The sequence below is a fragment of the Streptomonospora mangrovi genome (genome assembly GCF_027604915.1).
GTDB classification, from domain to species: Bacteria; Actinomycetota; Actinomycetes; order Streptosporangiales; family Streptosporangiaceae; genus Streptomonospora; species Streptomonospora mangrovi.
In genome coordinates this window covers 35,793-52,428 of sequence record NZ_JAJAQC010000053.1, presented here as the reverse complement: position 1 = coordinate 52,428, position 16,636 = coordinate 35,793, and the positions used below count along the sequence as shown (strand labels likewise).

The 16,636-nt window shown below is 72.2% G+C and carries 15 protein-coding genes; 5 read left to right on the top strand and 10 right to left on the bottom strand.

Annotated elements, in window-relative coordinates:
- The first annotated feature begins 151 nt into the window (after nucleotides 1-151).
- Nucleotides 152-748 (top strand): TrmH family RNA methyltransferase, encoded by a 597-nt coding sequence (locus LG943_RS23645; RefSeq protein WP_270074562.1) that lies wholly within the window; start codon nucleotides 152-154, stop codon nucleotides 746-748.
- Between the two features lie 128 nt (nucleotides 749-876).
- On the opposite strand, the gene LG943_RS23640 is transcribed toward LG943_RS23645, so the two are convergent.
- From LG943_RS23640 to LG943_RS23630, 3 genes are read right to left on the bottom strand one after another with little or no spacing between them, the layout of a single operon-like run.
- On the bottom strand, nucleotides 877-1,626 hold the full coding sequence (locus tag LG943_RS23640; RefSeq protein ID WP_270074558.1) for a succinate dehydrogenase/fumarate reductase iron-sulfur subunit: 750 nt from the start codon (nucleotides 1,624-1,626) through the stop codon (nucleotides 877-879).
- Nucleotides 1,623-3,563, bottom strand: coding sequence for a fumarate reductase/succinate dehydrogenase flavoprotein subunit (locus LG943_RS23635; RefSeq protein WP_270074557.1), 1,941 nt, complete (start codon nucleotides 3,561-3,563; stop codon nucleotides 1,623-1,625). The genes LG943_RS23640 and LG943_RS23635 overlap by 4 nt, the downstream gene beginning before the upstream one ends.
- Complete coding sequence (locus LG943_RS23630) at nucleotides 3,564-4,265, bottom strand: succinate dehydrogenase cytochrome b subunit (RefSeq protein ID WP_270074556.1); 702 nt, start codon at nucleotides 4,263-4,265, stop codon at nucleotides 3,564-3,566.
- 79 nt (nucleotides 4,266-4,344) lie between these two features.
- Here LG943_RS23630 and LG943_RS23625 point away from each other — a divergent pair, with 79 nt between their 5' ends.
- The 4 genes from LG943_RS23625 (at nucleotide 4,345) to LG943_RS23610 (ending at nucleotide 9,295) form a co-directional block, all read left to right on the top strand.
- Nucleotides 4,345-5,286 carry a LysR family transcriptional regulator gene (locus tag LG943_RS23625; protein ID WP_270074561.1) on the top strand — a complete coding sequence of 314 codons (942 nt, stop codon included), beginning with the start codon at nucleotides 4,345-4,347 and terminating at the stop codon, nucleotides 5,284-5,286.
- Nucleotides 5,287-5,660: 374 nt separating this feature from the next.
- The gene (locus LG943_RS23620) at nucleotides 5,661-6,479 is read left to right on the top strand and encodes a hypothetical protein (RefSeq protein ID WP_270074555.1); all 819 of its coding nucleotides are present in this window, start codon (nucleotides 5,661-5,663) and stop codon (nucleotides 6,477-6,479) included.
- 99 nt (nucleotides 6,480-6,578) lie between these two features.
- Complete coding sequence (locus LG943_RS23615; protein WP_270074554.1) at nucleotides 6,579-8,492, top strand: fumarate reductase/succinate dehydrogenase flavoprotein subunit; 1,914 nt, start codon at nucleotides 6,579-6,581, stop codon at nucleotides 8,490-8,492.
- Nucleotides 8,492-9,295, top strand: coding sequence for a succinate dehydrogenase/fumarate reductase iron-sulfur subunit (locus LG943_RS23610; RefSeq protein WP_270074553.1), 804 nt, complete (start codon nucleotides 8,492-8,494; stop codon nucleotides 9,293-9,295). The genes LG943_RS23615 and LG943_RS23610 overlap by 1 nt, the downstream gene beginning before the upstream one ends.
- Nucleotides 9,296-9,347: 52 nt before the next feature.
- Here the strand turns inward: LG943_RS23610 and LG943_RS23605 are convergent, their stop codons facing one another.
- The 7 genes from LG943_RS23605 to typA all read right to left on the bottom strand — a co-directional run bounded on the left by LG943_RS23605 (nucleotide 9,348) and on the right by typA (nucleotide 16,550).
- A complete protein-coding gene (locus LG943_RS23605) occupies nucleotides 9,348-10,940 on the bottom strand; it encodes a polyamine aminopropyltransferase (RefSeq protein WP_270074552.1) in 1,593 nt (530 codons plus the stop codon).
- Complete coding sequence (locus LG943_RS23600; protein WP_270074551.1) at nucleotides 10,940-11,362, bottom strand: DUF350 domain-containing protein; 423 nt, start codon at nucleotides 11,360-11,362, stop codon at nucleotides 10,940-10,942. The genes LG943_RS23605 and LG943_RS23600 overlap by 1 nt, the downstream gene beginning before the upstream one ends.
- A gap of 102 nt (nucleotides 11,363-11,464) precedes the next feature.
- The gene (locus LG943_RS23595) at nucleotides 11,465-11,881 is read right to left on the bottom strand and encodes a hypothetical protein (protein ID WP_270074550.1); all 417 of its coding nucleotides are present in this window, start codon (nucleotides 11,879-11,881) and stop codon (nucleotides 11,465-11,467) included.
- A gap of 5 nt (nucleotides 11,882-11,886) precedes the next feature.
- Nucleotides 11,887-12,441 (bottom strand): DUF2617 family protein, encoded by a 555-nt coding sequence (locus LG943_RS23590; protein ID WP_270074549.1) that lies wholly within the window; start codon nucleotides 12,439-12,441, stop codon nucleotides 11,887-11,889.
- A gap of 4 nt (nucleotides 12,442-12,445) precedes the next feature.
- Nucleotides 12,446-13,060: a DUF4178 domain-containing protein gene (locus LG943_RS23585; RefSeq protein WP_270074548.1), complete on the bottom strand. Its 615-nt coding sequence runs from the start codon at nucleotides 13,058-13,060 to the stop codon at nucleotides 12,446-12,448.
- Between the two features lie 231 nt (nucleotides 13,061-13,291).
- The gene (locus tag LG943_RS23580) at nucleotides 13,292-14,461 is read right to left on the bottom strand and encodes an FAD-dependent monooxygenase (protein ID WP_270074547.1); all 1,170 of its coding nucleotides are present in this window, start codon (nucleotides 14,459-14,461) and stop codon (nucleotides 13,292-13,294) included.
- A gap of 202 nt (nucleotides 14,462-14,663) precedes the next feature.
- Nucleotides 14,664-16,550 carry a translational GTPase TypA gene (typA, locus tag LG943_RS23575; protein ID WP_270074546.1) on the bottom strand — a complete coding sequence of 629 codons (1,887 nt, stop codon included), beginning with the start codon at nucleotides 16,548-16,550 and terminating at the stop codon, nucleotides 14,664-14,666.
- Nucleotides 16,551-16,636: the final 86 nt, after the last annotated feature.

The following is a 16,636-nucleotide window of genomic DNA, read 5'->3' as shown; positions in this document are numbered from 1 at the left end:
GCGGCGGGCCGGCGCCGTGCCTAAGCTGGACACCGTGACCGACCAGGCCCTTCCCGACTCCCCCGCCGACCGCGCCCACCGGACCGGCCCGGCCGATGCCGCCGACCCGGCGGACCTCGCCGAGGCCGCACCCGAGCGCCCCGAGGTCGGGGTGGGTCCGTGGCCGGGCCCCTGGCCCACGGGCGACCACTACGACCCCGACCTGCTGGCCCGGGGCGACCGGCGCAACGTGGTCGACCGCTACCGCTACTGGCGCAACGACGCCATCGTCGCCGACCTCGACACCCGGCGGCACCCCTTCCACGTGGCCGTGGAGAACTGGGAGCACGACTTCAACATCGGCTCGGTGGTGCGCACCGCCAACGCGTTCGCCGCCGAGGCCGTGCACATCGTGGGGCGGCGCCGGTGGAACCGCCGGGGTGCCATGGTCACCGACCGCTACCAGCACGTCCACCACCACCCCGGCACCGCCGACCTGGTGGCGTGGGCCGCCGCGCGCGGGCTGCCGCTGATCGGCGTGGACAACCTGCCCGGATCGGTGCCGCTGGAGACCTACCCCCTGCCGCGCGCGTGCATGCTGGTGTTCGGCCAGGAGGGGCCGGGGCTGTCGGAGGAGGTCCGCGAGGTGTGCGCGGCGGTGCTGTCCATCGGCCAGTACGGCTCGACCCGCTCCATCAACGCCGGTGCGGCGGCGGCCGTGGCCATGCACGCCTGGATCCGGGCGCACGTGTTCGACCAGCACCCCTGACCCGCCGGGCGGCGCGGCCCTGTGCAGCGGTGCGCCACTCGCACCCGCCCGCCAACGCGAAGAGGCCGCCCCGCGCTTCACGCGGGGCGGCCCCAGGCCGCGCTGTCAGGCGTCGGCCCTGCTCGCTCCTACTCGGTCCGGCCGCTGGCCAGCGCGCCCAGCAGGTCGCGGTTGAGCTGGGAGATGGTGTCCAGCGGGATGCCCTTGGGGCACACCGCCGCGCACTCGCCGATGTTGGTGCAGCCGCCGAAGTCCTCCTCGTCGTGCTGGTTCACCATCTTGATCACCCGCGCCTGGCGCTCGGGCTGGCCCTGCGGCAGCATGCCCAGGTGGGTGACCTTGGCGGCGGTGAACAGCATGCCCGAGGCGTTGGGGCAGGCGGCCACGCAGGCGCCGCAGCCGATGCAGGTGGCCGCGTCGAACGCGCGGTCGGCGTCGGCCTTGGGCACCGGCATGGCGTGGGCGTCGGGCGCGGTCCCGGTCGGCGCGCTGATGTAGCCGCCGGCCTGGATGATCCGGTCGAACGCCCCCCGGTCCACGACCAGGTCCTTGATCACCGGGAACGCCTTGGCCCGCCACGGCTCCACGGTGATGGTGTCGCCGTCCTTGAAGCTGCGCATGTGCAGCTGGCAGGTCGTGGTGGTCTCGGGACCGTGGGCCTCGCCGTCGATGACCACGCCGCAGGCACCGCAGATGCCCTCGCGGCAGTCGTGGTCGAACGCCACCGGCTCCTCGCCCTCAAGCTGGAGCTTCTCGTTGAGGACGTCGAGCATCTCCAGGAACGACATGTCCGGCGACACGTCGGGGACCTGGTAGGTGACCATCCGCCCCTTGTCGTCGGGGCCCTTCTGGCGCCACACGCGCAGGGTGATGTTCACTTGTAACTCCGCTGCTTCATCTCGACGTATTCGTATTCCAGGGCTTCCTTGTGCAGCACCGGGGGCTGGCCCGCGTCGGTGTACTCCCACGCCGCGACGTAGGCGAACTCGTCGTCGTGGCGCAGGGCCTCGCCGTCCTCGGTCTGGCTCTCGGAGCGGAAGTGGCCGCCGCAGGACTCCCGGCGGTGCAGGGCGTCGACGCACATCAGCTCGGCCAGCTCCAGGAAGTCGGCCACGCGGCCGGCCTTCTCCAGCGCCTGGTTCAGCTCCTCGTTGGTGCCCAGCACGCGGACGTTGCGCCAGAACTCGTCGCGGAGTTCGCGGATGCGCTCGATGGCCTTGCGCAGGCCCTCCTCGTTGCGCTCCATGCCGCAGTAGTCCCACATGATGTGGCCGAGTTCCTTGTGGAAGGAGTCCACGGTGCGGTCGCCCTTGATGGAGAGCAGCTTGTCGATGCGCGCGCGCACCGACTCGGCCGCCTCCTTGGCCGCGGGGGTGTTCTCGTCCAGCGCCTCGAACGGGCCGGCGGCCAGGTAGTCGTTGATGGTGTTGGGCAGGACGAAGTAGCCGTCGGCCAGCCCCTGCATCAGCGCGCTGGCGCCCAGGCGGTTGGCGCCGTGGTCGGAGAAGTTGGCCTCTCCGGTCACGAACAGGCCCGGGATGGTGCTCTGGAGGTCGTAGTCGACCCACAGGCCGCCCATGGTGTAGTGCACTGCGGGGTAGATGCGCATCGGCACCTCGTAGGGGTTCTCCCCGGTGATGCGCTGGTACATGTCGAAGAGGTTGCCGTACTTGGCCTCGACGGCCGGGCGGCCCATGCGCTTGATGGCGTCGGCGAAGTCCAGGTAGACGCCCAGCCCGCCCGGGCCCACGCCCCGGCCCTCGTCGCAGACGTTCTTGGCGGCGCGCGAGGCGATGTCGCGCGGCACCAGGTTGCCGAAGGACGGGTAGATGCGCTCCAGGTAGTAGTCGCGCTCGTCCTCGGGGATCTGGCGGGGGTCGCGGTCGTCGCCGGTGCGCTTGGGCACCCAGATGCGGCCGTCGTTGCGCAGCGACTCGCTCATCAGCGTCAGCTTGGACTGGTAGTCGCCGCTGACGGGGATGCAGGTCGGGTGGATCTGGGTGAAGCACGGGTTGGCGAACAGCGCGCCCTTGCGGTGGGCTCGCCAGGACGCCGTGACGTTGCAGCCCATGGCGTTGGTCGACAGGTAGAACACGTTGCCGTAGCCGCCGGTGGCCAGCACCACGGCGTCGGCGAAGTGGGTCTCGATCTCGCCGGTGACCATGTCGCGGGCGATGATGCCGCGGGCGCGGCCGTCGACCACGATCAGCTCCAGCATCTCGTGCCGGGTGTTCATCTCGACGGTGCCCGCCGCCACCTGCCGCTCCAGCGCCTGGTAGGCGCCGATCAGCAACTGCTGGCCCGTCTGGCCGCGCGCGTAGAAGGTGCGCGACACCTGCACGCCGCCGAAGGAGCGGTTGTCGAGCAGGCCGCCGTACTCGCGGGCGAAGGGCACGCCCTGGGCCACGCACTGGTCGATGATCTCGACGCTGACCTGGGAGAGGCGGTAGACGTTGGACTCCCGGGAGCGGAAGTCGCCGCCCTTGACGGTGTCGTAGAACAGCCGGTAGATGCTGTCGCCGTCGTTGCGGTAGTTCTTCGCGGCGTTGATGCCGCCCTGCGCGGCGATGCTGTGCGCGCGCCGCGGGCTGTCCTGGTAGCAGAAGGACGTCACGCGGTAGCCGGCCTCGCCCAGCGTGGCCGCGGCCGACGCCCCGGCCAGGCCCGTGCCGACGATGATGACCGACAGCTTGCGCCGGTTGGCCGGGTTGACCAGCTTGGCGCCGAAGCGGCGCTTGTCCCAGCGCTCGGCGATGGGACCGTCGGGCGCCTTCTCGTCGCGGATCGGGTCGCCTTCGGTGTACAGGTCGATCATTTATTCCACCAGCCCCAGGGTCACGGACAGCGGCCCCAGCAGGAAGCCGACCGTCAGCACGAACGCGATCGCGGTCGCGATGATGTTCAAAGAGCGCTGCCGGCTCTGCCGGTTGGCGCCGAGGGTGGTCAGCGCGCTCCAGATGCCGTGGCGCAGGTGGAACCCGACGGCGATCACGGTGAGGACGTAGAAGAGGGTGACGTACCAGAACTCCGGCTGGAAGCCGTTCACGAACCGCTCGTAGGGGCTGTCGGAGGCCCCGCCCGGCGCGATGTGGTTGGTCGTCAGGTGGAGGATGTGGAAGACCACGAACAGCGCGATGAGCACGCCGCCGTAGCGCATCGTGTAGGAGGAGTAGCTGCGCTGGACGCGCTTGGTCGCCTGGTAGCGGACCGGGCGGGCCGCGCCCGCGCGCCGCCACAGGGCCACCGCCGCGTAGATGTGGATGAGGACGCTCGCCAGCAGCACCACGCGCACGATCCACAGGAAGCCGCCGTGGGGCAGCATGGGTTCGCCGATGACGCGCAGGTGGTGGGAGTAGTTGTCGAAGGCCGCCTGGCCCGCGAACACGTTGAGATTGCCGTACATGTGCACGACCAGGAAGAGCACCAGGATCACACCGGTGACCGCCATCGCGGACTTGAGGGCCACCGTGGAACCGAGCGCCTCCGATCGCTGCTTGGTCAGGGTACTGTTCGCCACAACTCGTCACTTTAAATCTTGATAAACAAAGTCGTCTAAGTCATCACAACGCTGGTCTCCATAGCCGTAGGCTATGGACGTGCAGTTCCAGCAGTTGGCCTACTTCCTCGCGGTGGCCGAGACACGCCATTTCACCCGCGCAGCCGAGCTTTCGCGCGTCGCGCAGCCCAGCCTCAGCAAGCAGATCCGCAACCTCGAAGAGGAGTTGGGCGCCTCCCTGTTCAGCCGCGCCCGGGGAAATATCACACTCACCCCGGCCGGTGAGGCGCTGCTGCCGCTCGCCCAGCGCATCGTCACCGACATGGAGACCGCCCGGCGCGAGGTCCAGGAGCTGGCCGGCATGCGCCGGGGGCGGCTGCGGCTGGGGGCCACCCCCTCGCTGTGCGCGGGCCTGCTCGCCGAGGCGCTGGCCGGCTACCACGACCGGTTCCCCGGGATCGAGCTCCAGGTCGAGGAGAGCGGGTCGCGCGACCTCATCCGCGCGCTGGGCCACGGCGAACTCGACCTCGCGCTGATCATCCTGCCGCTCCAGAGCAGCGACCCGGCGTTCGTGACCACGCCGATCCTGCGCGAGAACCTGGTGGTGGTGCACGCCGCCGGCGACGGCCCGCCCACCGGCCGCGCCGCCATGCGCATCACCGACCTGCGCGACCGCCCGCTGGTGATGTTCCGCCACGGCTACGACGTGCGCGAGGCCACCCTGCACGCCTGCCGCGCCGCCGGGTTCGAGCCGCGCCTGGCGGTGGAGGGCGGCGAGATGGACGCCGTGCTGCGGTTCGTGGAGGCCGGCCTGGGGATCGCCGTGGTGCCGAGCATGGTGCTCAAGAACCGCCCCGGCCTGCGCGGGATCCCGCTCACCCAGCCCCGCCTGCTGCGCACCATCGCCCTGGCCCACCGCAAGGACGTCGACCCCTCCCACACCGCCAAGGCGTTCCGCCGCCACCTCATGGCCTACCTGACCCAGCTCACCCGCGAAGAGGTGGGCGAGGACCTGGAGGTCATCGCGGCCCTCCGGCCCTAGGGGCCGGGCTGCGGGCGCGGAAAGGCCGGGGCCGCGCGCGAATCCGCCGAAAAACACGATAAGTTTCATTCATGAAGGCTGGACTTACCTTCGCATAGCGCCCATTACCCCACACGCGCACCACGGGTAACAAAAAGCGCATTCAATTACATTTCGCACTTTTTGGCGGCAAACGCCTGCGCCAAAAAGAGTCGGCGTGGCATTTTTCACATTCATTTCGCGCGAATTTCGAGCTGAATTCGTGATCGCCGCGGCCTAACGTGGCATGCCTAACACATCCGCACTCCCTGATCACACGGTTGCGAGAGCGGCCCGCGCCCCGCGTCGTCCCGTCCGCGCTGGGGCCGCCCCCGCCAAGATGGAGACGCAGCGAAATGACATCGACGCTTCCCCCGCCGGAGCGCGCCGGACTGGCCCGCGCCCGGATATCCGCCCGCACCTTGCGCACCGACCGATGGTGGGTCGCCCCGCTGCTGACGACTCTCGGACTCACCGCGTTTTTGGTCTACGGCCTGGTCCGCGCGCTCCAGCAGGACCACTACTGGGCCGCCGACCACGGCTACCTCACCCCGTTCTACTCGCCCTGCATCGCCGCCCAGTGCGCACCCGAGGCCGCGCACTTCGGCCGGCTGCCCTTCGAGTTCCCCTGGTGGCTGCCCTACGCCGCGATCAGCCTGCCGTTCCTGCTGCTGTTCCGGTTCACCTGCTACTACTACCGCAAGGCCTATTACCGCTCCATCTGGCAGGCGCCCACCGCCTGCGCGGTGCGCGAACCGCACAAGCGCTACACCGGCGAGTCGCGGTTCCCGATGATCGGGCAGAACCTGCACCGCTACTTCTTCTACATCGCCCTGGTCATTTCGGTCGTCAACACCTATGACGCCGTTCTCGCCCTGTTCCACGGCGAACAGGGCGGATTCGGGATCGGACTGGGCAACCTCGTGCTGCTCGGCAACGTCGTCCTGCTGTGGTGCTACACGCTTAGCTGCCATTCCTGCCGGCACGTCTTCGGCGGGCGCGTCAACAGCTTCGGCCGCAGTCCCGTGCGGTACTGGCTGTGGACCCAGATCACCCGGCTCAACACCCGGCACATGACGTTCGCCTGGATCACGCTGGCCACCCTGGTGATAACCGACCTCTATGTCGCCCTCGTCGCGAGCGGTACGGTCTCCGACCCCCGCATCTTCAACTAGGGCCGTCCCGCACCCCTCCACCGGCGGTACGCGCCGACCCGCGCCGACGCGCCGTCGCCCGCGATGGCGCGCGCACCGCCGCGACCGAAAGTCAGGAAGATGTCCGAGACAACACGGCACAACTACGACGTGGTGGTGATCGGGGCCGGCGGCGCCGGGCTGCGCGCCGCGATCGAGGCCCGCCAGCAGGGCAGGAAGACCGCGATCATCTCCAAGTCCCTCTTCGGCAAGGCCCACACCGTCATGGCCGAGGGCGGCGCCGCCGCCGCGCTGGGCAACGTCAACTCAAGCGACTCCTGGCAGGTGCACTTCCGCGACACCATCCGCGGCGGCAAGTTCATGAACGACCCGCGCATGGCCGAGCTGCACGCCAAGGAGGCGCCCGAGCGCATCCTGGAGCTGGAGCACTGGGGCGCGCTGTTCGACCGCACCCGCGACGGCCGGATCAGCCAGCGCAACTTCGGCGGCCACGAGTACCCCCGCCTGGCGCACGTGGGCGACCGCACCGGCCTGGAGCTGATCCGCACCCTCCAGCAGCGCGTCGTCCAGCTCCAGCAGGCCGACGCCGCCGAGCTGGGCCATCCCGAGGCCATGCTGCGGGTCTTCGCCGAGACCACCGTCACCGAACTGCTCACCGACGCCTCCGGGCGGATCGCCGGCGCCTTCGGCTACGTCCGCGAGACCGGGGAGTTCGTCGTCTTCGAGGCGCCGGCGGTGGTCCTGGCCACCGGCGGCATCGGCAAGTCGTTCAAGGTGACCTCCAACTCCTGGGAGTACACCGGCGACGGCCACGCGCTGGCGCTGCGCGCGGGGGCCACGCTCATCAACATGGAGTTCGTGCAGTTCCACCCCACCGGGATGGTCTGGCCGCCCTCGGTCAAGGGCATCCTGGTCACCGAGTCGGTCCGCGGCGACGGCGGGGTGCTGCGCAACTCCGAGGGCGAGCGGTTCATGTTCGGCTACGTGCCCGACGTGTTCCGCAACCAGTACGCCGAGACCGAGGAGGAGGCCGACGGCTGGTACGCCGACCCGGCCAACCACCGCCGCCCGCCCGAGCTGCTGCCCCGCGACGAGGTCGCCCGGGCCATCAACAACGAGGTCAAGGAGGGGCGCGGCTCGCCCCACGGCGGCGTGTTCCTGGACGTCTCCACCCGCATGCCCGCCGAGGAGATCATGCGGCGGCTGCCCTCGATGCACCACCAGTTCAAGGAGCTGGCCGACGTCGACATCACCGCCGGCCCCATGGAGGTCGGCCCCACCTGCCACTACGTCATGGGCGGCGTCGAGGTCGACGCCGACACCGGCGCGGCGCGGGTGCCGGGGCTGTTCGCCGCCGGCGAGGTCGCCGGCGGCATGCACGGCTCCAACCGGCTGGGCGGCAACTCGCTGTCGGACCTGCTGGTGTTCGGGCGGCGCTGCGGGATCGGCGCGGCGCGCTACCTCGACGGCCTGGCGGGCGAGCGCCCGGCGCCGGCCGCCGCCGACGTCGAGCGGCTGGCCGAGGAGGTCGCGGCCCCGCTGCGGCGCGACACCGGCGAGAACCCCTACCAGCTCCACCAGGAGCTTCAGCAGACGATGAACGACCTGGTCGGGATCATCCGGCGCGGGCCGGAGATGGAGCAGGCCCTGGAGTCGCTGGAGAAGCTGCGCGAGCGGGTGGCGTCGGTGCGCGCCGAGGGCGGCACCGCCTACAACCCGGGCTGGCACCTGGCGCTGGACCTGCGCAACATGCTGGCGGTGTCCGAGGCGATCGCGCGCGCGGCGCTCACCCGCGAGGAGTCGCGCGGCGGGCACACCCGCGACGACTTCCCGGCGATGTCGCCGCAGTGGCGGCGCACCGTGCTGGCGGCGCGCCTGGCGGGCGACCGCGTGGAGCTGGAGCGCCGGCCGCTGGACGCCATGCGGCCCGACCTGCTCGCGCTGTTCGACCGCGAGGAGCTGAGCAAGTACCTCACCGAGGAGGAGCTGCCCCCGGCCGAGGGCGCCGACACCGCGTCGAAGGAGGAGAAGTGATGACCAAGCGGACGTTCAACGTGTGGCGCGGCGACGGCGGCGCGGGTGCCCTGGCCGCCTACGAGGTCGAGGTCAACGAGGGCGAGGTCGTGCTCGACGTCCTGCACCGGCTCCAGGCCACCCAGGCGCCCGACCTCGCGGTGCGCTGGAACTGCAAGGCCGGCAAGTGCGGGTCGTGCTCGATGGAGATCAACGGCCGGCCCCGGCTGGCCTGCATGGCGCGGATGTCGACGTTCGCGCCCGACGAGGCGGTCACCGTGACCCCGATGCGGACCTTCCCGGTGATCCGCGACCTGGTCTGCGACGTGTCCTACAACTACCAGAAGGCGCGCGAGATCCCCTCGTTCACGCCGCCGCCCGACGCCAAGCCCGGCGACTTCCGCATGCGGCAGGCGGACGTGCAGCGGATGCAGGAGTTCCGCAAGTGCATCGAGTGCTTCCTGTGCCAGAACGTCTGCCACGTCATCCGCGACCACGAGGAGAACAAGGAGAGCTTCTCGGGGCCGCGCTTCCTGATGCGGGTGGCCGAACTGGAGATGCACCCCGAGGACACCGCCGACCGGCGCGCCATCGCCCAGGACGAGTTCGGCCTGGGCTACTGCAACATCACCAAGTGCTGCACCGAGGTGTGCCCGGAGAACATCAAGATCACCGACAACGCGCTCATCCCGCTCAAGGAGCGTGTGGCCGACCGCAAGTACGACCCGCTGGTGTGGCTGGGCAGCAGGATCGGGCTGCGCAAGGGCGCCGACACCCCGCTGCCGCCCAACACGCGCACCACCACCGCCACCCCGGAGCAGTAGCCCCGCCGGGGGCCGCCCGCGGGCGGCCCCCGGGCCGGGCGGCGCCGCTGTCCTAGTAGCCCTCCCAGGCGCCGCGCTCGTAGTCGAGGATGCGCGGCCGCAGCAGCGTGGAGGGGCCGGTGCCGGTGGGGCGGCGGTCCTTGGGGAAGGTCTGGGCGGCGCGCAGCGTGGCCGCGTCGAGGAACCGCAGCGGCGGGTGCTCCTCGGGCAGCGCCACCTCGGGCTCGCCGCGCCCCTTGGGCACCGCCAGGAAGAACCCCCAGTTGCCGAAGCTGGGCACGTCCACGTTGTAGGGCGCGGTGGCCCAGCCGGCCGAGCGCAGCCCGGCGCCGATGCTCCAGAACGCCTCGGGCGCGAAGTAGGGCGAGCCCGCCTGCACCGCCATGCGGCCCCCCTCGGCCAGGGCGTGCCGCGCCAGCGTGTAGAACTCGGTGGAGTAGAGCTTGGCGGTGGCGGCGTCGTCGGGGTCGGGCATGTCGACCAGGACCACGTCGAAGCGGCGGCGGTTCTCCCGCAGCCAGGAGAACGCGTCGGCGTGGACCACCCGCACCCGGTCGTCGGCCAGGGCGTTGCCGTTGAGCGCGCGGATCTCGGGCATGGTGCGGGCCAGCCGGGTGACGGCCGGGTCCAGGTCGACCAGGGTGACCGAGCCGACGTCGGCGTAGCCCAGGAGTTCGCGCACGGCCAGGCCGTCGCCGCCGCCCAGCACCAGCACGTCGCCGTGGGGGCCGTTCATGGCCGGGTGCACCAGCGACTCGTGGTAGCGGTACTCGTCCAGCGAGCTGAACTGGAGGTCGCCGTTGAGGAACAGCCGGGTGTCGGAGCCCGACAGGCTCCGGGTGACCACGATCTCCTGGTACTCCGAGCGCTGGGCGTGGACGATCGGGTCGCGGTAGAGGGCCTGGCGCGCGCTGACCTCGAAGCGGTCGGCCAGCGCGAAGGACGCCGCCAGCACCGCCAGCACCACGGCCAGGCCGACGGCGGGCAGGAGGCGCCCGCGCGGCGACAGCGAGCCGCGGAACAGCCACAGCACCACCAGCACGCCCACCACCGCGTTCACGGCGCCCACCAGCAGGGTGCCCTTGAGCAGCCCGAACACCGGCAGCAGCGCGAAGGGGAACGCCAGGCCGCCCAGCAGGCCGCCCACGTAGTCGGCGGCGAACATGTCGGCGGCGGCGTCAGCGGCCTCCTGGCGGCGGATCCGCTGGATCAGCGCCATCAGCAGCGGGATCTCGGCGCCGATGAGCGCGCCGATGGCGGCGGCGAGCAGCACCAGCGCCGGCTGGTACAGCGAGAACCAGGCGAAGGCGGCGTAGAGCGCCAGGACCGACAGCCCGCCGACGACCGACAGGGCGCCCTCGATGACGGCGAACCAGAACGCGGGGCGGTCGGTCAGCCGCTTGGACGCCAGCGAGCCGATGCCCATGGCGAACACCATGACCGACAGCACCACCGACGCCTGCACGATGGTGTCGCCCAGCAGGTAGCTGCCCAGCGCCACCAGGGCCAGTTCGTAGACCAGCCCGCACGCGGCGCACACGAACACCGCGAAGAGCACCAGCAGCCGCGCGGCGCGCGGTGGCACCGGCAGGCCCGGGGGCCGGACACCGGTGCCGGAGGCGGCGGAGTCCGCCCCCGCCGCCATCAGGAGATGGCCGCGGCGACCATGACAGCGATGGCCACGTGGGCGGCGCTGTTCACCCACACCGCGGGGTGGGTCTCGTCGGCCGTGAGGACGTCGCCGAGCCGGCCCGGGGTGATGAGGTCGATCAGCAGGAACGACGCCGCCATCAGCGCCAGCCCGATCAGGCCGTAGACGCCGGCGCTGGCCAGGCCGATGACCAGGCCGCCGGTGCTGACGTAGATCGCGGTGGCGACCACGATGGACACGCCCAGCAGGTTGGTGGCCAGCAGCAGCGAGGCGTTGCGGTTGCGGTGCTCCCAGACCAGTTGGTGCAGCTTGCCGGGGGTCAGGACGTCGACGACCAGGTAGCCCAGCACCATGAGCACGATGCCGAGGACGCCGTAGGCCAGGCTGGCGCCGGCTTCGTAGAGGAGGACGGACATGGCGCTTCCTTGTCTTCCGCGGGGGTCAAGGGAGGAGGGGGGAGGTGGCCGCGGCGGCGGGGACGCCGCCGCGGCCGGGGGGCGGTGCGGTGCGACGCGGGGTCACTTGCCGAATCCGGGGCCGCCGCCGCGCGTGGTGGAGCCGTATCCGCCGGTGTCCTGCGCGTCGTAGGAGTCGGTGGAGCCGGACGACCCGCCGGAGGTGCCGGTGGTGGTGCCGTAGCCGACCGTGCCGGTGGAGCCGCCGCCGCCGTGGCGCGACCCGTCGGCGCAGCCCACGAACTCGAACTCGCCGGGGCCGGTCTTGCGGTAGTCGCCCTCGCCGGGCTCGTACTCGTAGGAGAACCCGTCGATGCCGCGCTCGATCCGGGAGCGGTCGACGAGGACGTCCTCGGCGTCGGCGCGGTCGTAGTCGCCGCAGTTCTCGCCCAGCGAGGGCAGCATCAAGGCGCCGACCAGGCCGAAGATGGCGAGTCCGGCTATCAGCGCGACGGCGCGCCAGAGCCTGCTGGTGGACACGGCACTCACACGTCCTTTCCGGACCGGTGGCCGGGGAGGGGGCGTTCGCAGGTGGTCGTGGTGGTGACCAGTTCCCGCGTCTGGGGGTAGGCGTGCCACGTCCGCCACCGCACCCGCCCGGGGGCAAGGGCCTCGGGCAGCAGCGCGGTGATGGCGTGGGGGTCGCCGGGGAAGGACGCGACCACGCCGCGCGGGTCGCGCTCCACGGCGGCGCGGAGGCGCTCCACCCGGTCGGTGAACGCGGCCCGCTCGGGGACGGCCACCGAACTGGTGAAGGTGTAGGAGGCGAGCCCGGCCACCGCCGGACGCGCCCGGTCGGGCAGCCCGCCGGCGGCGCCGGGCAGGCAGGCGACGGTCTCGGTCAGCAGCCACCCGGCGCCGCCGGGCCCGCCCTCGGCCAGTTCGACCTGGTGGGAGGCGCCGAGCACGCGCAGCACGATCCGGTAGCCGGCGACGCGGGCGGTGCGGGTGAGCAGGGCGGGCAGGTGGGGGGCGGCCAGCGTCCAGGTGAGGTCGGCGGCGCGGGTGTCGACGAAGGGCGCGGACAGCGCGGTGTGCACCGGCTCAGCCTCCCCCGGGGTAGACGGTGAAGTCGGCGCGGGTGAGCGGCACCCCGGTGCTGGGCTCCCAGCGGCCGTGGTCGAACCGCTCGAAGGACAGCAGGCGGCCGTCGGCGGACTCGTAGTCGGCGTAGTCCATGCCGCCCTCGGCGCGCAGCCCGGTGGTGCCCTCGGAGCGGTAGGAGGCGCTGCCGCGCTCGGTGAGCCGGTAGCGGACGCCGTCGAGTTCGACCTCGGAGCCGTGCGGGGTGAGGTCGAGGTCGGGGCGGCCGGTCCACAGCGCCATCTGCACGTCGGGGTCCTGCTCCACCGAGAGCCACCGCCGCCCGCCCTCGACCTCCACGAAGTGCTCGGCCCACACGGCGCCGCCCTCGGACAGCCGCAGCGTGCCGCGGATCCAGGTGCGCTCCGCGCCGAAGTCGAGCATGTCGCCGGCCTTGAGGCGCAGCGGGTCGCCCTGGGTCTCGCCGATGTCGGCGAAGGGGTCCGCCGGCGCGGGCGGCGTCGGAGGAGCGGCGGGCGGGCGGCGGCGGGCGTTGCGCAGCACCACGACGGCCACGGCGATGGCGGCGGCGGCCACCGCGACGGCGGCCAGCGTCAGGACCAGCGAGTTCGGCATCGGCTCGGCGTTCTGGTGTGGGGAAGCGGGGGGCGGCCCGCGCGCGGGCCGCTTGTCCACTACGGCGCACGGGACATACCGGACGTTCCCACACCGTGCTTACGACTCGGTAACGCCGTGGGGCGCCGCGCGGGAGAACCGCCGGGCCGAAACCCCTGCTCGCGCACCCGCCCCCGCTGCACCGGCCGCCCCCGCCGGCCGGGCACGCCGGCGCAGGGGCCGGCGCCGGCCTCAGGTCTCCTCGGGCGGGCGCCAGTCGTCGGCCGGGCGGGTGTAGCGGGCCAGCAGGCGCGGCGCCACCAGGCCCAGGGCGCCCGCGGCGGTGTCGCGTACCCGCGCCGCCAGCGGGGAGTCGCTCTGCACCGCCTCGGCCAACTGCGCCGAACGCTGCACCAGCGCGCTGGTGCGCGGCAGCCGGGCGTCGGTGTAGGACTGGAGGGCTATCGGCACGTAGGCCGCCGACCCGCTGATGTGGTGGGCCAGCACGACCGCGTCCTCCAGCGCCTGGGCCGCGCCCTGGCCGAGGTTGGGAGTCATGGCGTGGGCGGTGTCGCCCACCAGCGCCACGCGGCCCTTGTGGTAGGCGGGCAGCGGGGTGTCGACGTGCCAGACGTCGGTGCGCCGCACCGCCTCGGGCCGGGCGGCGGCCGCCAGCGCGGGCAGCGGCGGGTGCCAGTCGGCCAGCCGCGCCAGGAGCGCGCCGCGCTCGTCCTCGGCGCGCTCGCCGGCGGGCGCGTTGGCGGTGGCGTAGCAGTAGACCTCGTCGCCGGTCAGCGGCAGCACCCCGGCGATCCCGCCCTGGCCCCAGGTCTCGGCGAAGGGGAGGTCGGGGCCGGGGCTGGGCACGACGGCGCTCCACCAGGCGAACCCGGCGTAGACCGCGCCGGGGTGCTCCAGGAACAGCTCGGTGCGCAGCCGCGAGCGGGCGCCGTCGGCGAGCACCACGAGGTCGGCGGTGTGGTCGTCGGCGTCGGTGGCGACGCGGGCCGGGCGCCGGGTGTCGCCGGGTTCGACGGCGGTGGCGGTGGTGTGGGTGCGCACGGCCGACGCGGGCAGCCGCTCCAGCAGCAGGCCGCACAGCTCGGCCAGGCGCAGTACGCACACCGGGTCGCCGTGGCGGCGCCGGGTCTGCTCGGGTGTGGTGCGCAGCAGCCAGCGGCCGTCCTGGCGGCGCAGCGCGGCGATGCCCTGGTGGGCGGAGCGCTTGCGGACGTCCTCGCCGATGTCGAGGGTGTCCAGGGCGCGCAGGGCGTTGGGCGCCAGGGCCACGGCGTGGTCGGCGAACTCCAGGACGGGGGCGCGCTCGCACACGGTGACGGCCCAGCCCACCCGGTGCAGCGCCAGCGCGGCGGACAGCCCGGCGATCCCGCCGCCGACCACCACCGCGTGCGGATCTGCCATGGGGGCGCCCTCCGGGGGTCGGCACGCGGTCCCGCCCGGCGCCTCGGGCGCGCGGGACCCTGGTTCCCCAAGGCTAGGCGGGCATCGCGCGCGGCGCCACAGGGCGGCCGGGGCACCGCGGGCGGGCGGGAGCCGACCAGGTTCGGGGTGCCGGGGCGACCGGGTGGCCGGGCGCGCGGCCCGGCCACCCGGTCGGCGCGGGTCAGCCGCGCTTGGTGCGGGCGGCCATGCGGCCGCGCTCCTTGGAGTCCAGCACCACCTTGCGGATGCGCACGGCGTCGGGGGTGACCTCGACGCACTCGTCCTCGCGGCAGAACTCCAGCGCCTGCTCCAGCGACAGCCGGCGCGGCGGCACCAGGCGCTCCAGCTCCTCGCCGGTGGAGGAGCGCATGTTGGTGAGCTTCTTCTCCTTGGTGATGTTGACGTCCATGTCGTCGGCGCGGGAGTTCTCGCCGACGATCATGCCCTCGTAGACCTCGGTGCCGGGGTCGACGAACAGGATGCCGCGCTCCTGGAGGTTGAACATGGCATAAGCCATGGCCTGGCCGGAGCGGTCGGCCACCAGGGAGCCGGTGGGGCGGGTGCGCAGGTCGCCGAACCACGGCTCGAAGGTCTCGAACACGTGGTGGGCGATCCCGGTGCCCCGGGTCTCGGTGAGGAACTCGGTGCGGAAGCCGATCAGGCCGCGCGAGGGGACCAGCCAGTCCATGCGCACCCAGCCGGTGCCGTGGTTGGTCATCTGCTCCATGCGGCCCTTGCGGACGCTGAGCATCTGGGTGATGGCGCCCAGGTACTCCTCGGGGGCGTCGACGGTCAGGCGCTCGACGGGCTCGTGCAGCTTGCCGTCGATCTCGCGGGTGACGACCTGGGGCTTGCCCACGGTCAGCTCGTAGCCCTCGCGGCGCATCTGCTCGACCAGGATCGCCAGGGCGAGTTCGCCGCGGCCCTGGACCTCCCAGGCGTCGGGGCGCTCGGTGGGCAGCACCCGCAGGCTGACGTTGCCGACGAGTTCGCGGTCGAGGCGGTCCTTGACCAGTCGCGCGGTGACCTTGGCGCCCTTGACCCGGCCCACCAGGGGCGAGGTGTTGGTGCCGATGGTCATGGAGATCGCGGGCTCGTCCACGGTGATCAGCGGCAGCGGACGGGGGTCCTCGGGGTCGGCCAGGGTCTCGCCGATCATGATGTCGGGGATTCCGGCGATCGCGATGATGTCGCCGGGGCCGGCCTTGTCGGCGGGCTTGCGCTCCAGCGCCTCGGTCATGAGCAGCTCGGTGATGCGCACCTGCTGCACGCTGCCGTCGCCGCGGATCCAGGCGGCCTGCTGGCCCTTGACGATCTCGCCCTGGTGCACCCGGCACAGCGCCAGGCGGCCCAGGAACGGCGAGGCGTCGAGGTTGGTGACGTGGGCCTGGAGCGGGGCGCCGGGGGTGTACTCGGGCGCCGGGATGGTCTCCAGGATGGTGCGGAACAGCGGGGTGAGGTCGGGGCTGTCGGGGACCTCGCCGTTGGCGGGGCGCTCCAGGCCGGCCTTGCCGTCGCGGGCGCAGGCGTAGACGATCGGGAACTCGATCTGCGACTCGTCGGCGTCGAGGTCCATGAACAGCTCGTAGGTGTCGTCGACGACCTCGGCGATGCGGCTGTCGGGGCGGTCGACCTTGTTGATCACCAGGATCACCGGGAGCTTGGCGGCCAGGGCCTTGCGCAGCACGAACCGGGTCTGGGGCAGCGGGCCCTCGCTGGCGTCGACCAGCAGCACCACGCCGTCGACCATGGACAGGCCGCGCTCGACCTCGCCGCCGAAGTCGGCGTGGCCGGGGGTGTCGATGATGTTGATGACGACGTCGTCGCCGTCGGGCGTGGTGTAGTGGACGGCCGTGTTCTTGGCGAGAATGGTGATGCCCTTCTCGCGCTCCAGGTCGTTGGAGTCCATGACGCGCTCGTCCACGTCCTGGTTGGCCCGGAAGACACCCGACTGCCAGAGCATGGCGTCGACAAGGGTGGTCTTGCCGTGGTCGACGTGGGCGACGATGGCGACGTTGCGGATGTCAGTCCGACGTGCGGAGCCGTCGACGGTCGTGGCGCTGGACATGCGAAGGTCTCGATCTCGTGTGGTGGGAAGAACCGCGAGTCCCGCGGCCGACCCCCAGTCTATGCGGCCCCGCCCACCCCGCAGGG

What these genes read in the sequence shown, in the direction of transcription:
- LG943_RS23635 (WP_270074557.1), bottom strand. Translation starts at nt 3,563, where the DNA reads ATGATCGACCTGTACACCGAAGGCGACCCGATCCGCGACGAGAAGGCG.
- LG943_RS23620 (WP_270074555.1), top strand. Translation starts at nt 5,661, where the DNA reads ATGACATCGACGCTTCCCCCGCCGGAGCGCGCCGGACTGGCCCGCGCC.
- LG943_RS23615 (WP_270074554.1), top strand. Translation starts at nt 6,579, where the DNA reads ATGTCCGAGACAACACGGCACAACTACGACGTGGTGGTGATCGGGGCC.
- LG943_RS23610 (WP_270074553.1), top strand. Translation starts at nt 8,492, where the DNA reads ATGACCAAGCGGACGTTCAACGTGTGGCGCGGCGACGGCGGCGCGGGT.
- LG943_RS23605 (WP_270074552.1), bottom strand. Translation starts at nt 10,940, where the DNA reads ATGGCGGCGGGGGCGGACTCCGCCGCCTCCGGCACCGGTGTCCGGCCC.
- LG943_RS23600 (WP_270074551.1), bottom strand. Translation starts at nt 11,362, where the DNA reads ATGTCCGTCCTCCTCTACGAAGCCGGCGCCAGCCTGGCCTACGGCGTC.
- LG943_RS23585 (WP_270074548.1), bottom strand. Translation starts at nt 13,060, where the DNA reads ATGCCGAACTCGCTGGTCCTGACGCTGGCCGCCGTCGCGGTGGCCGCC.
- LG943_RS23580 (WP_270074547.1), bottom strand. Translation starts at nt 14,461, where the DNA reads ATGGCAGATCCGCACGCGGTGGTGGTCGGCGGCGGGATCGCCGGGCTG.
- typA (WP_270074546.1), bottom strand. Translation starts at nt 16,550, where the DNA reads ATGTCCAGCGCCACGACCGTCGACGGCTCCGCACGTCGGACTGACATC.